The sequence below is a fragment of the Solibacillus sp. FSL K6-1781 genome (assembly GCF_038630735.1).
Lineage (GTDB): Bacteria > Bacillota > Bacilli > Bacillales_A > Planococcaceae > Solibacillus > Solibacillus silvestris.
The window spans coordinates 876494-900592 of record NZ_CP152038.1 but is presented as its reverse complement, the minus strand read 5'-3'; the positions used below and the strand labels follow the sequence as shown (position 1 = coordinate 900592).

Annotated in this window: 26 protein-coding genes; 10 read left to right on the top strand and 16 right to left on the bottom strand. The window is 38.7% G+C overall.

The window, feature by feature from the left end:
* Positions 1 to 2 precede the first annotated feature (2 nt).
* Positions 3 to 1670, top strand: a complete 1668-nt coding sequence (gene rnjA / locus MHH37_RS04265; RefSeq protein ID WP_008403476.1) for a ribonuclease J1 — start codon at positions 3 to 5, stop codon at positions 1668 to 1670.
* Between the two features lie 99 nt (positions 1671 to 1769).
* Here rnjA and MHH37_RS04260 read toward each other — a convergent pair whose 3' ends face one another.
* Positions 1770 to 2432 carry a TrkA family potassium uptake protein gene (locus MHH37_RS04260; RefSeq protein WP_008403478.1) on the bottom strand — a complete coding sequence of 221 codons (663 nt, stop codon included), beginning with the start codon at positions 2430 to 2432 and terminating at the stop codon, positions 1770 to 1772.
* 60 nt (positions 2433 to 2492) lie between these two features.
* Complete coding sequence (locus MHH37_RS04255; RefSeq protein ID WP_039966277.1) at positions 2493 to 2921, bottom strand: thioredoxin-like domain-containing protein; 429 nt, start codon at positions 2919 to 2921, stop codon at positions 2493 to 2495.
* Between the two features lie 226 nt (positions 2922 to 3147).
* On the opposite strand from MHH37_RS04255, the gene MHH37_RS04250 reads away from it, so the two are divergent.
* The 5 genes from MHH37_RS04250 to MHH37_RS04230 are packed head-to-tail and all read left to right on the top strand — an operon-like array spanning position 3148 to position 7476.
* Positions 3148 to 3690, top strand: a complete 543-nt coding sequence (locus MHH37_RS04250) for an XRE family transcriptional regulator (RefSeq protein ID WP_342575157.1) — start codon at positions 3148 to 3150, stop codon at positions 3688 to 3690.
* 16 nt (positions 3691 to 3706) lie between these two features.
* Positions 3707 to 4807 carry an ABC transporter ATP-binding protein gene (locus MHH37_RS04245; RefSeq protein ID WP_342575155.1) on the top strand — a complete coding sequence of 367 codons (1101 nt, stop codon included), beginning with the start codon at positions 3707 to 3709 and terminating at the stop codon, positions 4805 to 4807.
* Positions 4791 to 5603: an ABC transporter permease gene (locus MHH37_RS04240; RefSeq protein WP_140405545.1), complete on the top strand. Its 813-nt coding sequence runs from the start codon at positions 4791 to 4793 to the stop codon at positions 5601 to 5603. The genes MHH37_RS04245 and MHH37_RS04240 overlap by 17 nt, the downstream gene beginning before the upstream one ends.
* A complete protein-coding gene (locus tag MHH37_RS04235) occupies positions 5603 to 6403 on the top strand; it encodes an ABC transporter permease (protein WP_014824571.1) in 801 nt (266 codons plus the stop codon). The genes MHH37_RS04240 and MHH37_RS04235 overlap by 1 nt, the downstream gene beginning before the upstream one ends.
* Entirely contained in the window at positions 6400 to 7476 is a 1077-nt protein-coding gene (locus MHH37_RS04230) for an ABC transporter substrate-binding protein (RefSeq protein WP_342575149.1), read from the top strand. The genes MHH37_RS04235 and MHH37_RS04230 overlap by 4 nt, the downstream gene beginning before the upstream one ends.
* A 36-nt stretch (positions 7477 to 7512) precedes the next feature.
* Here the strand turns inward: MHH37_RS04230 and MHH37_RS04225 are convergent, their stop codons facing one another.
* Together MHH37_RS04225 and MHH37_RS04220 are read right to left on the bottom strand one after the other, a co-directional pair.
* Positions 7513 to 7974, bottom strand: a complete 462-nt coding sequence (locus tag MHH37_RS04225) for an 8-oxo-dGTP diphosphatase (RefSeq protein WP_008403489.1) — start codon at positions 7972 to 7974, stop codon at positions 7513 to 7515.
* Positions 7975 to 7988: 14 nt separating this feature from the next.
* The gene (locus MHH37_RS04220) at positions 7989 to 8549 is read right to left on the bottom strand and encodes a TetR/AcrR family transcriptional regulator (protein ID WP_342575146.1); all 561 of its coding nucleotides are present in this window, start codon (positions 8547 to 8549) and stop codon (positions 7989 to 7991) included.
* 142 nt (positions 8550 to 8691) lie between these two features.
* On the opposite strand from MHH37_RS04220, the gene MHH37_RS04215 reads away from it, so the two are divergent.
* Both MHH37_RS04215 and MHH37_RS04210 read left to right on the top strand, forming a co-directional pair.
* The gene (locus tag MHH37_RS04215; protein WP_008403493.1) at positions 8692 to 9621 is read left to right on the top strand and encodes a DsbA family protein; all 930 of its coding nucleotides are present in this window, start codon (positions 8692 to 8694) and stop codon (positions 9619 to 9621) included.
* Positions 9622 to 9802: 181 nt separating this feature from the next.
* On the top strand, positions 9803 to 10990 hold the full coding sequence (locus MHH37_RS04210) for an MFS transporter (RefSeq protein ID WP_008403494.1): 1188 nt from the start codon (positions 9803 to 9805) through the stop codon (positions 10988 to 10990).
* A gap of 49 nt (positions 10991 to 11039) precedes the next feature.
* Here the strand turns inward: MHH37_RS04210 and MHH37_RS04205 are convergent, their stop codons facing one another.
* From MHH37_RS04205 to fadH, 6 genes are all read right to left on the bottom strand, one after another.
* Positions 11040 to 12161 carry an N-acetyldiaminopimelate deacetylase gene (locus tag MHH37_RS04205; protein WP_342575143.1) on the bottom strand — a complete coding sequence of 374 codons (1122 nt, stop codon included), beginning with the start codon at positions 12159 to 12161 and terminating at the stop codon, positions 11040 to 11042.
* 15 nt (positions 12162 to 12176) lie between these two features.
* Positions 12177 to 12890, bottom strand: coding sequence for a 2,3,4,5-tetrahydropyridine-2,6-dicarboxylate N-acetyltransferase (dapD, locus tag MHH37_RS04200; protein ID WP_008403496.1), 714 nt, complete (start codon positions 12888 to 12890; stop codon positions 12177 to 12179).
* 75 nt (positions 12891 to 12965) lie between these two features.
* Positions 12966 to 13865 (bottom strand): LysR family transcriptional regulator, encoded by a 900-nt coding sequence (locus MHH37_RS04195; RefSeq protein WP_008403497.1) that lies wholly within the window; start codon positions 13863 to 13865, stop codon positions 12966 to 12968.
* A gap of 73 nt (positions 13866 to 13938) precedes the next feature.
* Entirely contained in the window at positions 13939 to 14382 is a 444-nt protein-coding gene (gene cbpB, locus MHH37_RS04190; protein ID WP_008403498.1) for a cyclic-di-AMP-binding protein CbpB, read from the bottom strand.
* 214 nt (positions 14383 to 14596) lie between these two features.
* Positions 14597 to 14875, bottom strand: a complete 279-nt coding sequence (locus MHH37_RS04185) for a hypothetical protein (protein ID WP_008403499.1) — start codon at positions 14873 to 14875, stop codon at positions 14597 to 14599.
* Positions 14876 to 14915: 40 nt separating this feature from the next.
* Positions 14916 to 15683: a 2,4-dienoyl-CoA reductase gene (fadH, locus tag MHH37_RS04180; protein ID WP_008403500.1), complete on the bottom strand. Its 768-nt coding sequence runs from the start codon at positions 15681 to 15683 to the stop codon at positions 14916 to 14918.
* A gap of 414 nt (positions 15684 to 16097) precedes the next feature.
* On the opposite strand from fadH, the gene MHH37_RS04175 reads away from it, so the two are divergent.
* Entirely contained in the window at positions 16098 to 16400 is a 303-nt protein-coding gene (locus MHH37_RS04175; protein ID WP_014822792.1) for a transposase, read from the top strand.
* The gene (locus MHH37_RS04170; RefSeq protein WP_342574648.1) at positions 16397 to 17287 is read left to right on the top strand and encodes an IS3 family transposase; all 891 of its coding nucleotides are present in this window, start codon (positions 16397 to 16399) and stop codon (positions 17285 to 17287) included. Before MHH37_RS04175 ends, MHH37_RS04170 begins: the two co-directional genes overlap by 4 nt.
* Positions 17288 to 17506: 219 nt before the next feature.
* Here the strand turns inward: MHH37_RS04170 and MHH37_RS04165 are convergent, their stop codons facing one another.
* From MHH37_RS04165 to MHH37_RS04140, 6 genes are all read right to left on the bottom strand, one after another.
* Complete coding sequence (locus tag MHH37_RS04165) at positions 17507 to 19681, bottom strand: RNA degradosome polyphosphate kinase (protein ID WP_342575140.1); 2175 nt, start codon at positions 19679 to 19681, stop codon at positions 17507 to 17509.
* Between the two features lies 1 nt (position 19682).
* Entirely contained in the window at positions 19683 to 21224 is a 1542-nt protein-coding gene (locus tag MHH37_RS04160; RefSeq protein WP_342575138.1) for a Ppx/GppA family phosphatase, read from the bottom strand.
* Positions 21225 to 21414: 190 nt separating this feature from the next.
* The gene (locus tag MHH37_RS04155; RefSeq protein WP_342575136.1) at positions 21415 to 22320 is read right to left on the bottom strand and encodes a chemotaxis protein; all 906 of its coding nucleotides are present in this window, start codon (positions 22318 to 22320) and stop codon (positions 21415 to 21417) included.
* Positions 22321 to 22413: 93 nt separating this feature from the next.
* Positions 22414 to 23280 carry an NAD(P)-dependent oxidoreductase gene (locus MHH37_RS04150; RefSeq protein ID WP_342575134.1) on the bottom strand — a complete coding sequence of 289 codons (867 nt, stop codon included), beginning with the start codon at positions 23278 to 23280 and terminating at the stop codon, positions 22414 to 22416.
* Positions 23281 to 23626: 346 nt separating this feature from the next.
* Positions 23627 to 23812: an aspartyl-phosphate phosphatase Spo0E family protein gene (locus tag MHH37_RS04145; RefSeq protein WP_008403505.1), complete on the bottom strand. Its 186-nt coding sequence runs from the start codon at positions 23810 to 23812 to the stop codon at positions 23627 to 23629.
* 90 nt (positions 23813 to 23902) lie between these two features.
* The gene (locus MHH37_RS04140) at positions 23903 to 24091 is read right to left on the bottom strand and encodes a hypothetical protein (protein ID WP_342575132.1); all 189 of its coding nucleotides are present in this window, start codon (positions 24089 to 24091) and stop codon (positions 23903 to 23905) included.
* Between the last annotated feature and the right edge of the window lie 8 nt (positions 24092 to 24099).

Genomic DNA, 24099 nt, shown 5'->3' with positions numbered 1-24099 from the left:
TTATGAAATTCGTTAAGAATGATCAAGCGGCTGTATTCGCACTCGGCGGACTGGGCGAAATCGGCAAAAACACATATGCAGTACAATTCCAAGATGAAATCATACTAATAGATGCAGGTATTAAGTTCCCTGAAGACGATTTGCTTGGCATTGACTATGTAATTCCAGACTATACGTATTTAGTTCGAAACGTAGACAAAATCAAAGGCTTATTTATAACACATGGTCACGAAGATCATATCGGTGGTATTCCTTATTTATTACGTCAAGTTAACATTCCTGTATATGGAGGGAAACTTGCACTAGGTCTACTTCGCAACAAATTAGAAGAGCATGGCTTATTACGTACAACAAAACTGATTGAATTTAAAGAGAATGATGTCATTAAATTCCGTAAAACAGCTGTTAGCTTCTTCCGTACAACACATAGTATTCCAGATGCATATGGTATTGTCATCAAGACACCACCGGGTAATATTGTGCATACTGGTGACTTTAAGTTTGACTTTACTCCAGTAGGCGAGCCTGCTAACTTGACGAAAATGGCGGAAATCGGCCGCGATGGCGTTCTTTGTTTATTATCGGATAGTACAAACGCCGAAAAACCTGATTTCACAATGTCTGAGCGTACAGTTGGGAAAAGCATTGACGAAATCTTCCGTAAAGTTGATGGACGTATTATATTTGCAACATTCGCTTCCAATATCCACCGTTTACAACAGGCAACAGATGCAGCTGTAAAATATGGCCGTAAAGTTGCTGTGTTTGGTCGATCAATGGATAATGCGATTACAATCGGCCGTGAATTAGGCTATATTACAGCTCCTAAAGAAACATTTGTCGATATTCAAAGCTTAAACCGCTTACCTGCAAATGAAGTGATGATTTTATGTACTGGTTCTCAAGGTGAACCAATGGCTGCTTTATCACGTATTGCTAACGGTACACACCGTCAAATTCAAATCCAGCCTGGTGATACGGTTGTCTTCTCATCTTCTCCGGTTCCTGGTAACACGATGAGCGTAAACAAAATTATCAACTTATTATTCCGTGCTGGTGCAGAAGTTATCCACGGTGCGTTAAACAATATTCATACATCAGGTCACGGTTCTCAACAAGAACAAAAGCTTATGCTTCGTTTAATGAAACCGAAATTCTTTATGCCGATTCATGGTGAATATCGCATGTTGAAAATTCACACTGAATTAGCTGAGGCTTGTGAAGTTCCATTGGAAAACTCATTCGTTATGGAAAATGGGGATGTTCTTGCATTAAGTGCAAATGAAGCACATGTTGCAGGACGGATACCTTCAGGCGATGTATATATCGATGGAAACGGAATAGGGGATATCGGCAATATCGTATTACGCGATCGTCGAATTCTATCAGAAGAAGGGTTAGTCATCGTTGTCGTAAGTGTCGATATGGCTAAAAACAAAATTGTTTCTGGTCCGGATATTATTTCTCGCGGCTTTGTGTATATGCGTGAATCGGGCATGATGATTAATGAAGCGCAAAAAATGCTGAACCATCATTTAAACAGCACGATTCAGGAAAAAGATACACAATGGAATGATTTGAAAAATGAAATTACCGATGTATTAGGCCCATATTTATACGAAAAAACGAAACGTCGTCCAATGATTTTACCGATCATTATGGAAGTATAAAACGGCACTAGTCCTCAATATAAAGAATCCATCATTTTGCCTTCGCAAGATGATGGATTTTTTTATGTTTACATTTAATTTCTTCAACAACAGTCTAACTTACTTCTGAATGACCTTCTTTACAAACCGGTTAATATCGACATCTGCGCCGATAATGAGCAGGACATCCCCTACTTGAATGCGTTCTGTTGCATTTGGGGAAATCATAATTTCCTCTCCGCGCGTAATGCCGACGATATTCAAGCCGTATTTTGCACGTACATCGAGTTCAATGAGCGACTGGCCGGCAATACTTTCGTTTGCCTTAACTTCCATGATGGAATGTTCACCCGAAATCTCCAAGTAGTCAAGAACACTATTTGACATCATGTTATTGGCGATCCGGATTCCCATATCACGTTCAGGATGCACAACAAAGTCCGCACCGATTTTCAGCAATACTTTTTCATGGTAGTCGTTTTGCGCCTTCACTGTAATTTGCGGAACGCCGAGCTCTTTTAAAATAAGCGTCGTTAAAATACTCGACTGGATATCTTCTCCAATGGCTACAATGACATGTTCGAAATTCCATAAACCGAGTGATTTGATCGTTTCCTCTTCTGTCGTATCTGCTACTACAGCCTGTGTGGCAATCCGGGCATATTCATCGACACGTTCACTATCTGTATCAATGGCCATTACATTGGCTCCCTGTTTAACGAGTTCACGTACAATACTTCCTCCAAAACGACCAAGACCTATTACTACGAATTCTTTTTTCATACTATTCTCCTCCGAACATCCAGTTGCCACTAGTTTAACGCATACATTCAGTTATTGTCATTAAATTATGCGTTCTATTTTCTGTTGCAATAATTTCAATGCAAAATAGCCCGCCTTAAAAAAGCGCAATTGCTGCTGCTGATCAAATATATAGAATGCAGGTACAAATTTGTTTCCAAACCTGTCGCTTATTTTTAGTTCATTATCCAGATAAACAGGGTATATTATATCCAGTTGCTTTATTTTTTCTTTTACAAGGGTTTCCGAATAGTCCTCTTTCTCTCTGGGCATATGGATTGCGTGAACAGTTAACCGATCCCCAAATATACGTTCCAGTTCCTTCAAGTTCTTTATAGACTGGGCACATTCCGAACAGCTCATTGACCAAAAATACACCAATGTTGCTTTAGCACTTTCCTCGTAAGTATTTTTCCGATTTAATATTCTTGTCGCGCCACTTAACGATGGCATTAATGTGCGAATCCTCAATTATACTCACCTCGTTGTAACATATGTATTGACGGTTTTATCGGTACCACAAAAATTATCCCTTACGTATTTCCATACATATTTGGCTTAGACCCTTGAAAATACAGCGATATTATGTATAATTATTAATGCTTTCGTAAACTTAAAGTAATGTAAAAGTAAACTTCCTTACTCAAGGTTTATCAACAGTAAACTATTTGAGAACTAAAATAAAGGGTGTGACTATATGCAAATTGGTTCAAAAATTAAAGCCTTGCGCATAAAAAAGGGGTTAACCCAGGAAGAGCTCGGAGAACGTACCGATTTATCGAAGGGCTATATTTCTCAACTTGAGCGAGACTTAAATTCCCCTTCCATTGAAACATTGTTTAACTTACTGGAAGTTCTCGGGTGTACACCGCGAGACTTTTTTGATGATACGCAAGAAAATGAAAAAATTGTTTTCACAAAAGATGATCAAACATGCTTCATTGATCAGGATAAAAAATATGAAGTTGAATGGCTTATTCCTACTTCTAACGAGAAAGAAATGGAGCCTGTTTTCATTACATTGCAAAAAGATGCAGAATTTAAAGCATTTGAGCCGTCACTGGCAGAGACCTTCATCTATGTGCAAAATGGACGGATTCGAGTCGTTTTGGGCAATGATGAATACATAGCAAGTGAAGGTGATGCCGTATATTACGAAGCATCTTCCAACCATCAAATTTTCAATGCGCACAGTGGCATAACAAAATTGCTCCTTGTCGCGACACAATCATATTTATAAATTAGGAGGATGCAAAATGGATAACACAATTATTCGCTTTGAAAATGTCACAAAATCATATGATGACGGAACAGTGGTATTAAAAAATATTAACTTTGAATTGGAACGAGGCAAGTTCTACACATTACTCGGACCATCAGGGTGCGGAAAGACGACAATTTTACGTATTATCGCTGGGTTTACCGATGCTTCTACGGGGGATGTTTTCTTCAACGGGAAACGAATTAATGATATACCTGCAAATGAACGCCAAGTAAACACAGTATTTCAGGATTATGCGCTCTTCCCTCACTTGAATGTTTTTGAAAATGTAGCATTCGGCTTACGTATCAAAAAAGTGAAAGAAGCTGAAGTGAAGGAACGTGTGCAGGAAGCACTGAAGTTTGTTAACTTGGCAGGCTACGGCAGCCGCGAAATATCAGAAATGTCTGGTGGTCAGCGTCAGCGTGTTGCGATTGCCCGTGCGATTGTAAATGATCCGGATGTGATTTTACTCGATGAGCCTTTATCTGCACTTGATTTAAAATTACGTACAGAAATGCAGTATGAGCTTCGCGAACTGCAGCAGCGTCTTGGCAAAACATTTATATTTGTTACGCATGACCAGGAAGAAGCGCTTGCGATGAGTGATGAAATATTTGTTCTTTCTCAAGGTGAAATTAAACAATCCGGTACACCTGTTGATATTTATGATGAGCCAATCAACCGTTTTGTTGCGGACTTTATCGGTGAATCCAATATTGTGGACGGCATCATGATTGAAGATTACCGTGTTAAATTTGCCGGAAAAGAGTTTGAATGTGTCGATGCAGGGATGAAGCCGAATGAAAAAATCGATATTGTCATTCGTCCTGAAGACTTGGAAATAACAACACCTGAAAACGGCAAACTGATCGTAACAGTAGATACACAGTTGTTCCGTGGCGTGCACTACGAATTATCGACATATGATAAAGACGGCAATGAATGGCTTGTCCATTCATTGAAAAAAGCGGAAGTTGGAGCGGAAATTGGGCTGGACTTTGATCCGGAAGCAATTCACGTAATGCGTTTAAACGAAACGGAAGAAGATTTTGATAAACGTCTGGAAGCGTATGGGGATGAAGAACATGAATAAAACAGCTAAAGGACCGTTAATCCCCTACGTATTTTGGATAATTTTATTCGTTATCGCACCAATTGCGTTAATCGTCTATTATTCTGTTCTTGATTTGAACGGGAACTTTACATTGGCCAACTATGCAAAGTTCTTTACACCGGTTTATTTGAAAATGACATTGAGCAGTTTCTGGTATGCGTTTTTAATAACATTATTCACATTATTATTTGCCTACCCTACTGCCTACTTACTGACAAAAACGAAGCATAAACAGCTATGGCTTATGCTGATTATTATCCCTTCTTGGATTAACCTGCTGTTAAAAACATACGCATTTATCGGCATTTTCGGTTTATACGGTCCGATCAATGCACTGATCGAAGTGTTTGGTTTTGATCCAAAGCAAATTTTATTTACAGACTTTAGTTTCGTATTTGTATCGGTCTATATTTTCATTCCGTTTATGATTATTCCGATTTTCAATTCATTGGACAAAATGAATCCTTCACTTATTTATGCTTCACGTGATTTAGGGGCAAATGCATGGACAACTTTCCGCCGTGTCATTTTCCCGCTGACAATCGACGGCGTAAAATCAGGTATTCAAGTAACGTTCATTCCGGCACTGTCACTGTTTATGATTACACGTTTAATCGCCGGAAACCAGGTCATTACTTTAGGGACGGCGATCGAGCAACAATTCCTCGTTTCCCAAAACTGGGGTATGGGTTCGACAATTGCCGTGTTCTTAATTTTATTCATGGTACTCACAATGCTGTTCACGAAACAAAAATCTAAAGGAGGACGTGTCTGATGAAAAAGTTGTCCGCTATGTCGAAAGTATATTTACTTTTCGTATTCGCGATCCTTTACGCACCCATATTTTATTTAATTTTCTACTCCTTTAATAGTGGCGGCAGCATGAATAATTTTGAATCATTCACACTTGAGCACTATGCGGCTGTATTTGATGATTCACGATTAATTATTATTTTGCTGAATACAGTACTCGTTGCCCTTTTATCAGGTTTAATTGCAACGATTATCGGAACGCTCGGAGCAGTCGGTATTGTATCATTGAAAGACAAAAAGATGCGCAATACATTGCTTTCGTTAAATAATGTTTTGATTGTTTCACCTGACGTTGTCATCGGTGCAAGCTTCTTAATTTTATTTACGATGATCGGTGTAAAACTAGGATTCGCTTCTGTACTTGTATCGCATATTGCGTTCAGTGTACCAATCGTTGTACTCATGGTTTTACCTAAATTGCTTGAAATGAACACTTCCCTAATTGATGCTGCACGAGACTTAGGTGCAACGAAACGCGATGTCTTAACACGTGTTATTTTACCGTATATTTCACCAGGGATTTTTGCCGGATTCTTTATGGCGTTGACTTATTCTCTAGATGATTTCGCGGTTACATTTTTCGTAACAGGAAATGGCTTCAGTACATTATCTGTAGAAATTTACTCAATGGCCCGTGCCGGCATTTCGTTAACTATCAATGCCATTTCCGGGTTAGTATTTGCTGTAACGGTATTAATAGTAATCGGTTACTACTTTATTAACAAACGTTCAAAATCAGTAGCAACGGGGGGACAACGATGAGAGAATTAGTACAAGCAACGGCTGCCATTGTCATTGTATGTGCCCTACTGTTTTTTACAGTTGACCGTATGCAATCAGCTGGATCTGCAGGAAGTAAAGATACATTAACGGTTTATAACTGGGGTGAATATATCGACCCGGAATTAATCGATAAGTTTGAAGAAGAAACAGGAATTAAAGTAACATATGAAACATTTGATTCAAATGAAGCGATGTTGACGAAAGTACAGCAAGGCGGTTCTGCCTATGATATTGCGGTCCCTTCTGAATATACAATCGAATCGATGAAGGAAGATGACCTGCTCATTCCGATTGATCACGATTTAGTGCCGAATCTGAAAAATATTAATGCAGACTTTATGGATCTGCCGTTCGATCCGGGCAATGAATACTCCATTCCTTATTTCTGGGGAACAGTTGGGGTTGTCTATAATCCGAATTTAATCGAAGACCATTTAACATTCGAAACTTGGGAAGACTTATGGGATCCTTCATTAAAACGAAAAGTATTTCTAGTTGATGGTTCACGTGAAGTAATTGGGATGGGACTGAACTCAATCGGCGAATCGCTTAATGTGAAAGATGAAGATTTATTGCGTGAAGCGACAGATCACTTAATTGAGCTTTCACCAAATATTAAAGCGATTATCGGCGATGAGATTACTCCGCTTATGATAAACAATGAAGCATCTGTAGCATTAACATTCTCCGGTCAGGCAGCAGATATGATGTGGGAAAATGAAGAATTGGAGTTTGCCGTACCGCAAGAAGGCTCCAACTTATGGTTTGATAATATGGTCATTCCAAAAACTTCACAAAATATTGAAGGTGCCCATAAATTTATCAACTTTATGCTTGATCCTGAAAATGCTGCGCAAAACGCGGACTATGTCGGCTATTCAACACCGAATGAAGCAGCATGGGAACTCATGGACGAGGAAGTTATTAACGACGAACGTTTCTATCCGTCACATGACCAACGTGAAACATTGGAAGTTTATGAAAACCTTGGCCTTGAATGGTTAGGTAAATATAACGAATACTTCCTTGAATTTAAGATGAGTTTGAGATAGAACAAAAACGTGACCAAAATTTTTGGTCACGCTTTTTTATAGCTTATGTATGATTCGCTTATCGATTTGATTGTTTCGTTCATCCCACATTGTATGAATTTCAAATGTCCCTGGCTCAAAGAATAAATCGAAGCGCACTTGAATGTCTTCCTGCATCGGGTAATTCCTGGCTTCGCTTATTTTTACCCACTCCAGCTCCCCTTCATTGCAGGAGCCTAAAACTTCGCCCGTAAAATGATCCGTCCAATAGTTATAAATAATAAAATGATCGTGCAGTTCCGGATTTGTATAATGGGAGATTCCTTTAAATACTAAAGACTGTACATCCAGTCCTGTCTCTTCTTTTACTTCCCGGATTGCCCCTTCAGCAAAGCCTTCAGGAAAGTCCACTTTACCACCTGGTGGAATATAGCCTTTGAAATGATCATGCTGGCGGTTGAGCAATAACACACGATCCTCTTTTTGTATCATTACAACAGTCCAAAATTTATAATTCATCCATACCTCCCCTTTCACATGCCGCTAATTCCAGACATGATATATGGTATTACTGATTTAATATAGGTTTCCGGTTCAACTTTTTCACCGCTTCTTTTCCACTCCACAGAAGCTCCGTATATCCCCCAGCTCAACATGAGTGCTGTAAGCGTTAATGCTTGCACATCTTCATTGGCACGCTGTTTAAGGAGCATTTGATAAAAAATAATTTCAAGCTGTTCCCTGATAATTCGAGCAATCGTATCTTCATACCCCCGATGGCAGCGAGTAGATAGTGACATTTGGAAATCTGTGATCACTTTGAAAATACTGCTTAACACTTCTTCATTTAATTCACTGCTTTTGTACGTATCACAATCTAAATTAACTAATAGTACTTCTGATAATGATTTATCCAACAGATCATAAATATCTTCAAAATGATAATAGAAAGTGGCACGGTTAATCATAGCCTCAGCTGTAATATCCTTAACCGTTATATCCTTAAATTCCTTCTGACTTGAAAGTTCTATAAAAGCATCCATGATCAGTTTACGTGTACGGCGTATTCTAGGGTCTACTTTTACTTCCTTCATTGTTATCCCTCCTACTTTTTATACAGATTGCCGAATGTGTTGAATATACAACATATCGCCCGAACTATCGGTACTCAATATATTTTACATATTTTACAATTCAATTATAGAACAAAGATATCACTTAAGGGAGGAATTGACATTGAAAAATAATAATATGGTTTGTGATTTAGTAACTGGGGTTTGTGGTGTGGCTGAGGAAAATGAATTGGAACTAATTGATTTTAACAAACAGGAAAAATCAGTGGACCTTTATTATGTAACAGATCCTATTTGTTCGCATTGCTGGGCAATTGAACCTGTAATTGGACGTTTTGTAAAACAGTATGGAAAGCATTTCAACTTCCATACAGTAATGGGGGGCTTGCTGGAAAAATGGCATGATGGACCTATTGATCCTGCAAACGGAATATATAAGCCAGCTGACGTTGCAGGGCATTGGCGTGAAGTAGGGCAGTATTCAAGAATGCCGATTGATGGATCTTTAATGGTAGACAATCCTGTTCAATCATCCTATCCGCCATCTCATGTTTTTAAAATACTTCAAAAAAATTATAACGAGAAAATCGCATCTGAATATTTGCGTCGTGCAAGAGAAGCACTTTTTGTATTTAACGAGAATATTTCTGAAAGGTCCGTTTTAGTGGAGCTTGTCAATCAGGTTGGCCTTGATGGCGAAATAATTGTAAGTGAAGCAGAGCAACCGATCGGACAACAGTTATTAAATGAAGATTTTGATCTTGTTAAAACACTCGGTGTTAGAGGATTCCCAACGATCATCATAGTGAATAAGGAAAATAAAGGAGTCAAAATTGTTGGTGGTCAGCCATTACAGGCGTATATTGACGGATTAAAACAAGTTATTATTACAGAAGAACTTCGACCAGCAGAACAGCCATCCTTACCAGCGTTTCTAGAAACTGAAAAACTGATATTTTCTAAAGAAATTGAAGTGATGTACGATTTAGATAAATCGGATGTTCATTCTTTTATTGAACAACAGCTTTCCGCAGATCAATACGAGTTAAAAGAAATTCTTGGCGAAACTTATTTAGTTGCAGCGAATAAATAAATTAATTCGGAATAATGAACCCCCTGCATAAATGAATTATGTGCAGGGGGTTTACTCGTAATCACAAAATGGGAATTATATTCGGTATGAATAAATGCAATTTCAAAAATTTTAGAGTATGATATTCATTATAAATATATATTTCTATTATCGAATTATCTAAAAGGAAGGCTGGCATTATATGACAGAAAAATCCAATAAGTTAGCGCTTTATTTATTAATGTTTAATATGTTCATTACAATGGGCGGTATCGGGATTATTGTTCCTGTTATGCCTTCCTATTTACAAGTATTTGGTGTCGGTGGGCAGGTGCTCGGCTTCTTAGTTGCAGGCTTCGCACTCGCACAGTTCTTATTTTCTCCGATTGCAGGAGACTTATCGGACCGTCACGGACGAAAAATGTTTATTATTTGCGGGCTAATTGTCTATGGTTCTGCACAAATATTATTCGGTCTCGCTTCGGAAGTATGGATATTGTTTTTAGCAAGATTTTTAAGCGGAACAGGTGCGGCATTTATTATGGCTCCGATAATGGCATTTGTAGCTGATATTACGACATATGAAGAACGTGGAAAAGGGATGGGCATGATCGGTGCTGCGATGTCTTTAGGCTTTATGGTCGGTCCGGGTATCGGCGGATTTCTAGCTGAAGTCAACCTGACGTTTCCTTTCTATTTAGCGGGGGTTGTAGCATATATTGCAGCCATTTTATCCGCCATTTACTTACCTAATATAAAAAATGTTCGTGAGGTTATCGCACCAAGGGAAAAATTAGCAAGGCAATTGGCCAAGTCCGTGAAGACATCTTATTTTGTCTTTTTAATCATCGTCTTTACATTCAGTTTTGGTATTTCCAATTTCCAAGCAACTTTAACACTTTATTTAGACCATAAATTCGGTTATTCTCCATCAGAAATCGCCATAATTTTAACAGTCGGAGGGTTTGCAGGTGTAGTGCTGCAAATGTTTGTCGTGAACAAATTGTTTAAACGCTTCGGGGAAATGAAGGTTATTTTAGTCAACTTATTGTTGGCGGCCGCAATGATGCTGCTCGTTATTTACATTAGTGGCTTCTTCATCATTTTAGTTGTCGCTACACTGTTCTCGATTGCCACAACATTTATACGTCCTGCAGTAAATACACTCATTTCTAAGCTTGCTGGTAATGAACAAGGCTTTGCTGCCGGTATGAACAATGCTTATATGAGTCTTGGCAATATGTTCGGTCCAGCACTTGCCGGTGTACTATTTGACTGGAATCCTGATTCGCCATACATTTTAGGTACTTGTGTACTTGTCGGCTGTTTCATGCTTGCCTATTCATGGACAGTCAAAAAAGCACCCCATTTAATGAAAGCTGCTTCTTAAAAATCAAAAAGGGCTATCCAAAATTAAATTGGATAGCCCTTTTCATATGTTAAACAAGTTGGCGGATAAATTGTTCGACGAAGCGGCAATTAAGAGGAATGAGCGACTCATCCGGTGCCATTTTTGCATGGTGGAGGCCGTAGTTGGAATTGGCTCCTGTCCAGAACATAGCGCCTGGCAAGTCCTTAATGAAATAGCCAAAGTCTTCCCCTGTCATTGCAGCAGGACATTCATAAGCGGTTGTCCCGTCAAACTGTTCAGCAAACTCCAGCAGCGCATTGGCACAATTCGCATTATTATTTACCTCATAATACATCGAGCCGTAATCGATAGCGATAGTGCATTCAAATGCGGCTTCAATGCCCTTGCAAATTGCTTCAATACGTCGTTTTACCTCTGCCATCGCCTGTGCATTCAACGTCCGAATGGTTCCTTCAAGACGCGCATTTTCCGCGATGACATTTTGAACCGTACCGGAAGTCATTTTCCCGATTGTAATGACTGCACTATCCAATGGATCAACATTCCGGCTAATAATTGTTTGCAGCTGCATAACTAAATTGGCTGCTGCAATAGTCATATCTCTCGTTTTATGTGGATAGGCTGCATGTCCGCCAATCCCTTTCAAGTCAATAAACAGCTCGGAAGTATTGGCGAACAGCAGTCCTGGTCTCGTTGCGATCGTACCTACCGGATATTCCGGGGCAATATGCGTTGCATAAATCTCATCTGCAACAAGATGCGGCTGTTCTTCTTTTAGCCATTCCAGCATCGGCTCTGCTCCACCCGGACCTTCTTCGGCTGGCTGAAAGTAGACAACGACATTGTGAACAGGCGGCTGTTTTGAAAACGTCTCGACAAGGCCAAGCGCAATGGCCATATGACAATCATGACCACATGCATGCATAAATCCGTCAACTTCCGATTCAAACGGGAGTCCCGTCTCTTCTTGTACAGGAAGCGCATCTATATCTGTACGCCAACCGATCAGCTTTGACGGATTCGTGCCTTTTATCAATACAACAATACCTGTTTTCCAAGTCGTTATTTGCAAATGCTGCTGATCTAGATTTGATATGAATTGGAGTAAATAGCTTTGTGTTTTAAATTCATTAAAGCCTACTTCAGGAATTTTATGTAGGTCTCGTCTTACTTCAATAAGATGCCTCATGTTGTTCCCGCCTTTTTATAGATTACGCAGTGAATCGATAATTTCTGTTTTCGACTTTGTTTTTTCATCCAATACTTTAATTTGACGAGCTGGTACGCCTGCAACGACTGTATATGGCTCAACATCTTTAATAACGATTGCTCCTGCTGCTACTACCGCGCCTTTACCAATGCGAACACCTTCCAATACAACAGCATTTGCACCGATGACAACATCATCTTCCACAACAACCGGCAACGCACTCGGTGGCTCAACTACACCTGCTAGAACCGTTCCCGCACCAATATGGCAATTTTCTCCTACTGTTGCACGACCACCTAATACCGCGCCCATATCAATCATTGATTTTGCACCAATTTCAGCACCAATATTAATAATGGCACCCATCATAATGACTGCATTGTCACCAATTGTAACTTGATCACGGATAATCGCACCTGGTTCGATTCGCGCATTTACTTTTTTTGTATCCAAAAGCGGTACACCTGAATGACGGCGATCACTTTCTACTACATAGTCTTCAATAAGATCTGCATATTTTTTCAACGATGCTTCAATTTCCGACCATTCGCCAAACACTACCGCATTATTACCTTCACCAAACACTTTGCTTTCGGTACCAAATGATAAATCCGCAACACCAATTCCCTTTACATAAACTTTTACTGGTGTAACCTTTTTCGCTTCTGAAATAAAATCAATAATTTGCTGTGCATTTAATTTTTCCATATGACACCCCGCTGCGTGTTAGATTTTTTAACATGAATAATTGTACTAAATTTTCAGTAATATTAAAACTATTTTTTAGTTCGTTTCGTTTGAATAATCATACAGACAGCGTGCATGGTCCTGTACTAAATCGACAAAAGCTTCCACTTGGCGTAATTCGAATGTTGATTCATATCCGATCAGCCATGTATCCCGTGTTAGTCCATCGTCATTTCCATTATTCGCCAATGGTATTTTATGAACATTTTCCTCACCGTTCAGTGTGATGGATGGTAAAATCGCATATCCGATACCATTTACCGCCATCTGCTTGCATGTCTCAATTTGATCCACAATAATTTGGTGTCTTGGATTGTAGTTGAAATGACGTTGCCACCATTGCTGAATTTCCTGATAATAATTTGAATCACTTTTAAATTGGATAAATGGGCGGTCTGATGTCAATATATCTTCCATATCCTGAATTTCTTTATCAACTAAATACATCGTATCGCGGAACAAATGAATTTTCTTCCCCTTCCATTCTGCCTGCCCGCGGACGATACCAATATGCGCTTCCCCATCATACAGGGCTTTAATGATTTCCGAGCTCCATCCAGTAATTAATGAAATTTTCGTATCCGGATATTTTGTTACATAGTCTTTTAATACTTTCGGAAGCCAATTTTGACCGACAATCGATGCACAGGCAATTTTTAATGTGCCGTGCACTTTTGTATTTAACGAATGAATCGTTTCAAAAATTTCTTCACGCTTCACAAGCAAATCGTTCGAATATTGAATGACCAGTTCACCCGCGGGAGTTGGTGTTAATCCTTTCTGGGAACGAATAAACAATTGTACGCCCCACTCTTTTTCGATTGATTGAAGTCGCTGTGACAGTGCCGGCTGCGTTAAAAAAAGGCGCTCTGCCGCTTTTCGCATATTTCCTTCCTCTGCCAACACTTTAATAATTTCTGCTTCTGTTATTGTCACTGACAATCCTCCCTTTCCGACCGAACGGTTAAAAAAACGACAAAATCCCTTTAGGACTTTGTCGACTTTTATTTTAAGCGTTGTGTTGGTAAATATATTTCTTTAATTGTTTTAAAATAATTCTTCGCGTCATAATACCGACAAAAGTGCCTTCTTCATCGACTACACATAAAAAGGCATGGTTAATTACTAGATCGAGTGCACGTTGGAATGTATCCGTAATTTTTAAATATACAACTTCCTGATTCATGACCTCATCCACACGAATGTCTGCTAATCTATCATATTCAATTCGCTCTAAGCCTAAAATAGACTCTGTTATCATTTTGGTACTTAACAAACCTTTTAAACGATACTTTACATCAAGTACAGGAATAGAAGAATACCCCGTTTTTGTTAAAACTAATAATGCATGTTCAGCGTTATTTCCACTTTGTACATGGGCTACCTTCTCAGATGAAATAATAAAATCTTTTATAGGCATATCTAGTAAAGCTCTGTTGTTCGTTGAAATCATGACATTCTACTCCTTTATCCCGCTAATAACGGGCAGCACCATACTAAAAAAGCTGAAACTTACTGCCGTTATTCTTTGCTCTGTCATTCGACAAAACAGTTTCTCTAATCTCTATAATACCATATGGAGCATTTTTCTGACTATGAAAGGCGCCTATGATTGCAAAAGAAAAAGCATAATAAGACGAGAAAATTCGTCCCATTATGCATTAATTTCAGTAACCCCTTGCCCAATAATAAAAAATAATGATACCTGTAAATGTGCCAAAAACTGCATACGATAAAATGATCGGATTAAGAAGGAAAGGATGCTCCTGAATTTCTTCAGGCACTTCCGAATCACGTTCCTGACCGCTGTCCTCAATATTATGTCCAACGCGTACCGTTAAATAATAGCCTATAAAACATAGTAGGATGACAACAAAAATTGTTGGATAAAGCCAAATTCCGATTGCAATCGCCTCCTTTAAACAGTTAGCGATAGTATGCAGCAATAATTTGGAATTTATTCTTTTTTGATATCATTTTACAAAGTTAGAACGGATGCTGATTTAGCCATTGCCCGCCATCTAAAGTAATACATTCCCCGTTTAAATAGCCTGCCTTATCCGATAGCATAAATGCAGCAAGATCAGCTATTTCCTCAGGTGTGCCAAGACGCTTTAACGGAACAGAATCCAATGTGCGTTTCGCTTGTTCTTCGGATTCCCATAGTTTATCTGCTCCGCCTGTTCGCTCAATCGGCCCTGGTGCAACGGCATTTACGCGAATGCCATATTGACCGCCCCATTCAACCGCAAGCGAACGTGTCAACGAGAGCACGCCGGCTTTTGCTGCAGCTGAATGAATGACACCTGCTCCTGCGCCCCAAGCATATGTAGCCACCATATTGATAATCGAACCTTTTATACCGTTTTCAATCCAATAGCGACCAATTGCAGAAGTACAATAAAATGTTCCATTCAACACAATATCAATAACGGCCTTCCATCCATTCGGCGACAATTTTTCTGCATGCACTAAAAAGTTCCCTGCCGCATTGTTCACTAAGCCATCTACTTGACCAAATTTTTCAGCTGCATATGCAACCATTGCCTGAGCATGTTCCGGTTCTCGAACATCCATTTGAAATGTTTCGATTGAAGACCCAAATTCCTCGATTTCCTTTTTTGCATTGGCCAAACGCTCTAAGTCACGCCCAGTAATGACAACATTCGCTCCTTCTTTCACGAACTGCTTTGCCATACCAAGCCCCATCCCGCTAGAGCCACCTGTAATAATAATCGTTTTGCCTTGTAACATTCCATACATCCCCTTTGCATATAAAATGAACAGCCATTCATAAATAGAGTTTACTATAACAGGAGGGAAATAAATACTAAAATATAAAATATTTCTCACTTACACGGAATTTTAACTGATTTTATAGTGTTTTTTCTTCTTCAAAGGGAATGGAGTGAGCGATGAATTCTGATTTTCTAATATATCATTTAATCGTCTAATATAAATTTATTTGTTCTAATAAAATTATGATGTTCTAATATATCTTCAACATGTTCTAAAATGTATGCACTTTGTTCTAATATCACCTTCAGATCTTCTAAAATCACAGTTCTTTATTCTAATATCCTACACAATTGTGAGGTTAGTATAAAAAATGGACACGTCTTAAGAGACACTTTAAGATTAAGATATCTAAAAAAGGACGTGGAACCGATGAAAGAAAAACAAACTCGTAAGCGATTAGACGCACAAACAAAAGAATACATTTTAAAGTCTGTTTTAGAAGATGGCGCAAAAGTTTCAGATCTGGCATTTAAGTTTGAAATTGGGTCTTCAACTATCCATAAATGGATTAAAGATTATCGTGAATCGAAAAATCAGGATGTCACACGTTACTTTACTTCTAGCGAAGTAGATAAGTTGCAGGCAGCGTTTGATAAGAAGTTACGGGATTTGGAAGAAGAGAATGAAATTCTAAAAAAGGCTATGCACATCTTCGCGAAAAACCCCGAGTGATTTATGCATTCATTGAAAAGCATAAAAACGACTTTGGCATTGCGATGATGTGTAAAGTATTGATGGTTTCAAAAAGCGGTTATTATGATTGGCGTAAAAAACAGATACAGCCCTTATCGGAAAAAGAAGTACGTGATACAGAAATTGCCCATCAGATTCATCGATCGTATGCGAGGAGTTTTGGTACATACGGTAGCCCTCGAATTGCGCAAGACTTAGCGAGTTTAGGTTATGTCTGTTCGCAAAAGAAAATTGCGAATATGATGCGAAACCTTGGGTTAAGTGCCATAATCCCGAAAACTGTTCAACGAACAACGGATTCCAATCACCATCAATTTATTTATCCGAATCTAGTCAAACGTCAATTTCAAGTAAAAGATAAAAATAAAGTATGGGTCGCAGATATAACTTATATCCGAACACTGGAGGGGTGGGTGTATCTTGCGTCAATCATGGATTTATATTCTCGTAAAATCGTCGGCTGGGCCATCGCAGATCATATGGAAGAAACATTAGTAGATCAAGCCTTGAAGCATGCTTTAGCAGTTCGAAAACCCGAAAAAGGATTAGTTCATCATTCAGATCGAGGCGCACAATATTGTGCCACAAGCTATACAAGAACTTTAAAAGAACATGGGATTAAAATTAGCATGAGTCGTAAAGGAAATCCCTATGACAATGCGTGTATTGAATCTTTCCACGCCACAATCAAAAAAGAATGGATCTATCGTCACCGTTTCGAATCCAAAATAGAAGCAAGAAAGAGCGTGGAGTCATATATCGTAAACTTTTACAATGAACGACGACGCCATTCAACAATCGGTTATTTATCACCAAACCAATTTGAGAGAAATCAACAGGAGCCCGTTTGTCAAAATGCCTCATAAAGTTCTCTTACAGGGTTTTCATCCCTCCATGCCCAGGTCTGGGCATGGAGGGATGAAAAGCAGAGCAACCGAAGGGCGGTAGCAAAAAAAAGTCTCTTAACGTTTGTCCGAAATATTGACGGAAGACCAATTGTTCTAATAAAATCTCACAGTCCCTAGCCCAGCTCTAGGCAAAATTAAAAAGCTATGAACATTTCGTCCATAGCTTTAATTTTTCTACTATTCTTCAATAATTGGACCGAGTGATTCAGCTAAAAAGATTTCCTGACTGTTGATTCGGAGATCACTTTGATGGCCTTCTTTATAATGGTATTTTCCATTGGAATCCTGAATACGCACTTTTTGATTATCTTTAATTTGGAGCAGCATAATACGATTGATGCGGTATTTTATTTCCGGTGAATAGATGGGAAACAGTATCTCTACACGTTTAATCATATTCCGGGTCATCATATCTGCAGAAGATAAGTATAGATTATCCTCCCCGTTATGATGGAACCAGAAAATCCGGGAATGCTCCAGGAAACGGCCAACAATGCTCAAAACAGTTATATTTTCTGAAATCCCCGGGATGCCTGGACGCAGACAGCAAATACCACGAATAATCAGCTCGATTTTCACCCCTGCAATCGACGCTTCATACAGTTTCATCATTAATTCCTTGTCGGTTAAAGAATTCATTTTTGCCCGGATAAACCCGTTTCCATATTTTTTATGTAACGCAATTTCCTTATCGATTAAATCTAGGAATTCATCCCGAATATCAAAAGGCGCGACTACAATATGATGAAATTCAGGTTTTTCAGTATAACCGCTTAAATAATTAAAGAAATTTGTCGCATCAATTCCGAATTCCTTATGCGATGTAATAATCCCCATATCCGTATAAATCTTTGCCGTTGCATCATTGTAATTGCCCGTCCCTAAATGAACAAAACGTTCAATTTTCCCATTGCGTCGGCGCACAACAAGTGTAATTTTCGAATGGGTTTTTAAATTATTCATCCCATAAATGACGAGGCAACCTGCTTGTTCAAGCTGTTTCGCCCAATGCACATTATTTTCCTCATCAAAGCGTGCTTTTAACTCTACTAAAACCGTCACCTGTTTACCATTCTCCGCCGCCTGCTTTAAAGCTTGAATAATCGGCGAATTTCCGCTCACCCTGTATAGCGTTTGCTTAATGGCCAAAACGCTCGGATCTTCCGCTGCTTCTGCAATAAAATCAACAATCGGTCCAAATGATTCATAAGGATGATGGAAAAATATATCTTGGGTTAACGCTTTTTCAAAAATATTTTCGTCCGACTGTAAATCATGAGGCGGCTGCGGAATAAAACTTTCATATTCCAAATGTTCCCGCCCTACGGAAATCTCTTTGACAAAGCCGAACATTGCCGTTAAGTCGAGCGGGCCATCAATTTTGAAAACATCGGACTCTCCCAGTTCAAATTCATTTAGTAAATAATCCAGCACGTCGTCATTCATCTCACCGTCTCGCACTTCCAAACGTGAACCGACGCCCCATTTGCGCTTTTTCAGCTCCTTTTCAATTTCCACTAACAGGTCTTGGGCACCTTCCTCATGAATGGTCAAATCTGCATTTCTCGTTAACCGGAAAGCTTGTGTCGATTTCACTTTATAACCTAAAAATAAACTGTCGATATTACTTGAAATGACATCTTCCAATAATACAAACAACGTTTCCTTGCTTTTTGATGGTATTTTAATAAAACGATTCAATACAGAAGGCACTTGAACAATTGCGACCTTATCCATAGTATTTTCTAAATCCTCATTGCTGTTTTCCAGCATGACAAATAAATTGAGCGTACGGCCTAATAATGTAGGAAACGGACGGTAGGCATCGACCGCAACAGGTGTAAGGACAGGAAAAATCGTTTCTTCAAAAAATTCATTAATATAACTTTTTTCTTGCTCATTCAGCATTTTCAAATCAAGTATATGCACGCTTTCTTTCGGTAAAAGTTCATACACTAAATGGCGATATACTTCTGTTTGGCGTCTTACCAATGCTTGCGTACGTTCAGCAATTTTAGCAAGCTGCTCTTTCGGTGTTAAACCCGATTTATTTTCGGGTTTATGATAGCCAGCACGAATTTGGTCTTGCAAACCCGCAACCCGGACCATAAAAAATTCATCCAAATTGGAACTGAATATTGCCAAAAATTTCATCCGTTCCAACAACGGGTTATTTGTATCTTCCGCTTCTTCCAATACCCGTTCATTAAAAGCGAGCCAGCTCAGTTCACGGTTATTGTAGTACTGGGGCTTTGCGATTTCCTCAAGCAGCTCGTTGCTGTAACTTGTACTATTTTCGAATTCCTCATGTTCCGGATCAAAAAACGGATCCTTTTCCATATTCATTGTCATATCAACCCTGCCTTTCTTCGTTGAACTTAAGTTTTACCTCGCCTTTGAAAACACGTTCAATATGCTTTTTTTGTTTTTCTGCCTGAGCCAGTTCCGCTATTGCCCGTTCAGAAGTCAGTACTTCTATTTGAAAATGATTGTTTACTTTTTCAAGCGCAATATTTTTTACGACATTGCGCTTTGTCATATTTAAGGCGTAAACAAATTTTAAAATTGCGCCAAAATCACGCAGCTTTTTGAATTCTTCTTTTGAAATCCATGAATCGAATGGTCGTGCGAAACGCAAAAAGTAGTCACGGTTTTTATACGATGCCAGCAGAGCCAGTTTAACCCGATCTATATGGGACAAGCCCGGTATTGATTGATTGGAAATTAAATAAAATGTATGCTGGCTGGAGGAATCCAGCTCAATATATTCCCCGATTCCATAAACTTTTGCGGCTTTCTTTAATAGCTGTAAATCTACTTCACTATATTCAAATAGCTTTAAATTAATGCAGCCCCGGTATAACTGTTCTGTCAATGATTCCAGTGTTTGTACTTCCTCCTCCGTACGTCCATAAGCTAACGCAAGCTGCCGGCCACTTTCTTCAAAAACATTGTATTTATCATAGGCCTGGGGATTTCCTTGTAAGACACGGCTAATAATGAGCCCTTCCCGCAACCCTTTTTTACTGACCTGGAAAGAATTCGAATTTACAGTAGACAGAAGCTCCATAAATACTTCCAATGCCGGAACGATAATATCTGCCCGGTCTGACGAAAGACCATCTAGCTGTCTCAAATTATCGTACGAAAATTCCGTCAAATAGTCGCGCAGTTGTTGTAAGTCGCTCACAGTCATTTCGTATTGATGAACACCCGATAGCGGATAGCCAACTTTTTGCTGATGAACTTGGGCGATATTACGTGCACTTCCTCCAATTGCAATAACCGGTAATCCTACATCAACTATCCATTTTAGTGAGGAAAATTGTTCCTTTACAAACGTACGCAGCTTTTCACGTTCGATTTTATCAATAATCGGACCGCTTACAAACTTTTGCTTTAAGGAAACCGTACCGAATGGGAAACTGATCGTTTTTTGGAGTTTTTTGTTGATGAATAATGTAATTTCAGTTGAACCACCGCCAATATCTATCGTTACTGCAGACGGGGTATCCATTGAATGGGCTACTGCAACAAAGCCGTAGTATGCCTCTTCTTCTTCCGTTAAAATATCAATCAGAATACCTGTTTCTTCTTTCATACGGGCGATGATTTTATCATTATTGATCGCTTGTCGTACGGCAGCAGTTGCGGCCGCTTTTACGTCTGTTACATGATAGTCCGCCAATATTAAGCGGAACGATCTTAACGTCTCACCAAGTAGCTGAATGCCCTCTTCGGACATTTCTCCGTTTGGCAATAAGTATGTGCGCAGGCGGGCAACGGTTTTAATATTTCCAAATTCCTTTAGCCCTTCGTTTTTATTATAGGAATAAAGTACAAGTCGAATCGTGTTAGAACCAATATCAATGATGGCTGTCTTAATTTTTTTCATAATACGCTTCACTTCCTTCTGAATACCTTTGTATTCGATTACACTCTTTTAAGCGCCTTCAAGAAAATTTGCATAATACATCATTTCATTTTCAGTTTACAAAAAAAGCCGGAATTACTTTTTCAAGTATCCGGCTTTCCCATTATTCTATACAATTTAAAACGATGCATCAATTATTAGATAAGTTTTTTTACAGAATCAACTTATCCATCTGTAAAATTAATTCCGCAATTTCAGGTTTCGAAATTTGCTCTTCCGCTCCTACCTGCTCACCTTTATGACGTAAATCATCGGTAATTAGACTAGAGAAAATAATGACCGGAAGTTTTTTAAGATCAGGATTTGATTTAATTCTCTTAGTTAAGTGATGACCGTCCATTTGAGGCATTTCAATATCTGTAATCACGAGCTGTACATGGTTTTCGATCTGTTTATCTGCTTTAGCCAGCGCTTCCAGATAATCGTATGCATCACGGCCGTTTTCAAAAAACTCCGTATTTGCATAGCCTGCTTCATTCATCGTATCGAATAACAATTTGCGCAATAATGGCGAATCTTCCGCAATAATTACTTTTTTTTCGGTACGTTCACGCTTGCCAAGCTTTTTAACATCGTCCACACTTATGCTGGATTCAGGATTAATGTCAACCATGATTCGTTCAAAGTCCAGTAGTAGAATCATTTCATCTTGAGACTTGATGACGCCAATCACCTGAGATGATCCGCCTTGATACATATCTGAAGGTTTTTCAATCTGATCCCAGGAAATACGGTGAATTTGTGTAACATTATCCACATGGAATACAACACGTTGCTTATTAAATTCTGCCACGATGTATTTTTGCTGTGGGTTTCGGTTTTCTGTAGAGATCCCTAATACTTTTAACATATCTACAACCGGCAATACTTCCCCACGTAATTGAATAATACCTTCAACATGTGGATGTACATGTGGAATAAATGTCACTGGTATTGGCTGAATAATCTCTTTTACTTTAATTACATTTATACCAAACTTATTATTCGCAACCTCAAATTCAACAATCTCAAGCTCATTTGTTCCACTTTCTAGTAAAATCCCTTTCTGATTTTCCACTACTTGTCTCTCCTTCCAAACTGCCACGCTTACAATAATCCCATTGTATCATAAGAACTATTTAACTACTATCTATTATTGTGCCCTTTGTACTTATTCGTAATACTTGATTAATGCTTGCGTCCCATTGTCCCCATAGCCTTCTGCAAGTAACTGATCGTACATAGATTTCGCTAAAGTTAAGCCTGGCAATTGGAGATTCATACGCTCTGCTTCATCAAGCGCAATCTTTATATCTTTAATAATATGTTTAATGTAAAAGCCAGGCTCCAGATTCCCCTTCAACATACGTGGAGCAAGATTGGATAGCGACCAGGACCCTGCTGCCCCTGCTGTAATCGAACGAAGAACTTCCTCCATCGTCAACCCAGCTTTTAAACCATAAGCCATCGATTCGCAAACACCGATCATGCCGGATGCAATCGCAATCTGATTGCACATTTTCGTATGTTGCCCACTGCCCGCAACACCTTGGTAAACAATATTTTGTCCAAACAGTTCGAAAATAGGATAAAGTTTTTCAAATACATCTTTGTCGCCGCCAATCATAAGCGATAATGTACCATTTTTTGCACCAATGTCTCCACCAGATACAGGTGCATCAAGACTATGCAAACCACGTTCCCTTGCTTCATGATAAAGCTTTTTGGCAAGCGTCGGTTCAGATGTCGTCATATCGATGACAATTGCACCTTCTTTCGCAGCAGAAAAAATACCTTTATCACCAATGTAAACTTCTTCAACATCTTTTGGGTAGCCAACCATTGTAAAGATAATCTCCTGCTCTTTACTTGCTTCTGCTGGTGTTTCAGCCCATTTCGCGCCTGCAGAAATAAGATCTGCCGCTTTGCTTTTAGTTCTTGTATAAATTGTTACATCATGTCCGGCATTCAGCAAATGCATAACAATGCTTGCCCCCATTACACCAGTACCGATAAACCCTATTTTTTTTGATTCCATATGTATGCCCCTTTAGTATTTTCTTTTTATTTTAACAAACTCAGGGAGAACTTCAATGTCAGTGTTTTTTAATAATTCTAAAAATAACACCCTCACTAGGAAAGTTTCCAATATGCTTATCCCATAGGAGTGGCCTCTTAAAGAAAGATCTTCTAATGATATATTTTATTAGTTGGATTTAAGAAAATGTATGAATAAATTAAAATTTCCTGCATATATAAAAAAAGAGAGCAGTAGCGTTGGTCCGCTTCTACTCTAAAGGGGGAAATGAGAATGTTGCTGTGTTCAAAATTACTCTTCCCTTCTCATCACTGTTTTAAACATAAAATTTATAATTATTTTCAATTTAATGTTTAAATAACAGATGTGCACTTCTCGATTGATTAAAAGCATTCATTAGATTGTCTACTTGGACGCTTAGCTGTATCGTTTTAGCACTTCGTAAACCATTTTCTAAACCTGATTGAATCATTTGTTTGCGCTTTTCTTCAATTTCCAATAGTAGTGCCTCATTCGAGATAGGTCTACCCAAACTGTTTCCTCCTTTTTTAGCCATTTACCATTATTATACCCATTTTGTAATCTTCTTACAAAAATTTCATCATTCAAAATTCGACAATAATTACGCTCTTGAATTTTCCGAAAATGTATACACTACATCCCCACCTTGTTTTGCCTCACCACGGAAGTTTTTAAATTGTTCATCCTTAATAAGGTGTTCACGAAACTGAAGAAATTCCTCCTTCTTTATAATCACGGATTGTAAATCGCCATTGCGTAATTGATCGAGAACTGTTTTATAGTCTGTCATATGGACCC

Bases quoted from the DNA above. Each gene is read 5' to 3' on its own strand.
- MHH37_RS04220 (WP_342575146.1), bottom strand. From the start codon at position 8,549: ATGAAGGAAGTAAAAGTAGACCCTAGAATACGCCGTACACGTAAACTG.
- MHH37_RS04160 (WP_342575138.1), bottom strand. From the start codon at position 21,224: ATGAAAAAAATTAAGACAGCCATCATTGATATTGGTTCTAACACGATT.
- MHH37_RS04245 (WP_342575155.1), top strand. From the start codon at position 3,707: ATGGATAACACAATTATTCGCTTTGAAAATGTCACAAAATCATATGAT.
- MHH37_RS04235 (WP_014824571.1), top strand. From the start codon at position 5,603: ATGAAAAAGTTGTCCGCTATGTCGAAAGTATATTTACTTTTCGTATTC.
- MHH37_RS04210 (WP_008403494.1), top strand. From the start codon at position 9,803: ATGACAGAAAAATCCAATAAGTTAGCGCTTTATTTATTAATGTTTAAT.
- MHH37_RS04230 (WP_342575149.1), top strand. From the start codon at position 6,400: ATGAGAGAATTAGTACAAGCAACGGCTGCCATTGTCATTGTATGTGCC.
- MHH37_RS04240 (WP_140405545.1), top strand. From the start codon at position 4,791: ATGAAGAACATGAATAAAACAGCTAAAGGACCGTTAATCCCCTACGTA.
- rnjA (WP_008403476.1), top strand. From the start codon at position 3: ATGAAATTCGTTAAGAATGATCAAGCGGCTGTATTCGCACTCGGCGGA.
- fadH (WP_008403500.1), bottom strand. From the start codon at position 15,683: ATGTTACAAGGCAAAACGATTATTATTACAGGTGGCTCTAGCGGGATG.
- cbpB (WP_008403498.1), bottom strand. From the start codon at position 14,382: ATGATTTCAACGAACAACAGAGCTTTACTAGATATGCCTATAAAAGAT.
- MHH37_RS04260 (WP_008403478.1), bottom strand. From the start codon at position 2,432: ATGAAAAAAGAATTCGTAGTAATAGGTCTTGGTCGTTTTGGAGGAAGT.
- MHH37_RS04250 (WP_342575157.1), top strand. From the start codon at position 3,148: ATGCAAATTGGTTCAAAAATTAAAGCCTTGCGCATAAAAAAGGGGTTA.
- MHH37_RS04150 (WP_342575134.1), bottom strand. From the start codon at position 23,280: ATGGAATCAAAAAAAATAGGGTTTATCGGTACTGGTGTAATGGGGGCA.
- MHH37_RS04175 (WP_014822792.1), top strand. From the start codon at position 16,098: ATGAAAGAAAAACAAACTCGTAAGCGATTAGACGCACAAACAAAAGAA.
- MHH37_RS04205 (WP_342575143.1), bottom strand. From the start codon at position 12,161: ATGAGGCATCTTATTGAAGTAAGACGAGACCTACATAAAATTCCTGAA.
- MHH37_RS04225 (WP_008403489.1), bottom strand. From the start codon at position 7,974: ATGAATTATAAATTTTGGACTGTTGTAATGATACAAAAAGAGGATCGT.
- dapD (WP_008403496.1), bottom strand. From the start codon at position 12,890: ATGGAAAAATTAAATGCACAGCAAATTATTGATTTTATTTCAGAAGCG.
- MHH37_RS04140 (WP_342575132.1), bottom strand. From the start codon at position 24,091: ATGACAGACTATAAAACAGTTCTCGATCAATTACGCAATGGCGATTTA.
- MHH37_RS04165 (WP_342575140.1), bottom strand. From the start codon at position 19,681: ATGACAATGAATATGGAAAAGGATCCGTTTTTTGATCCGGAACATGAG.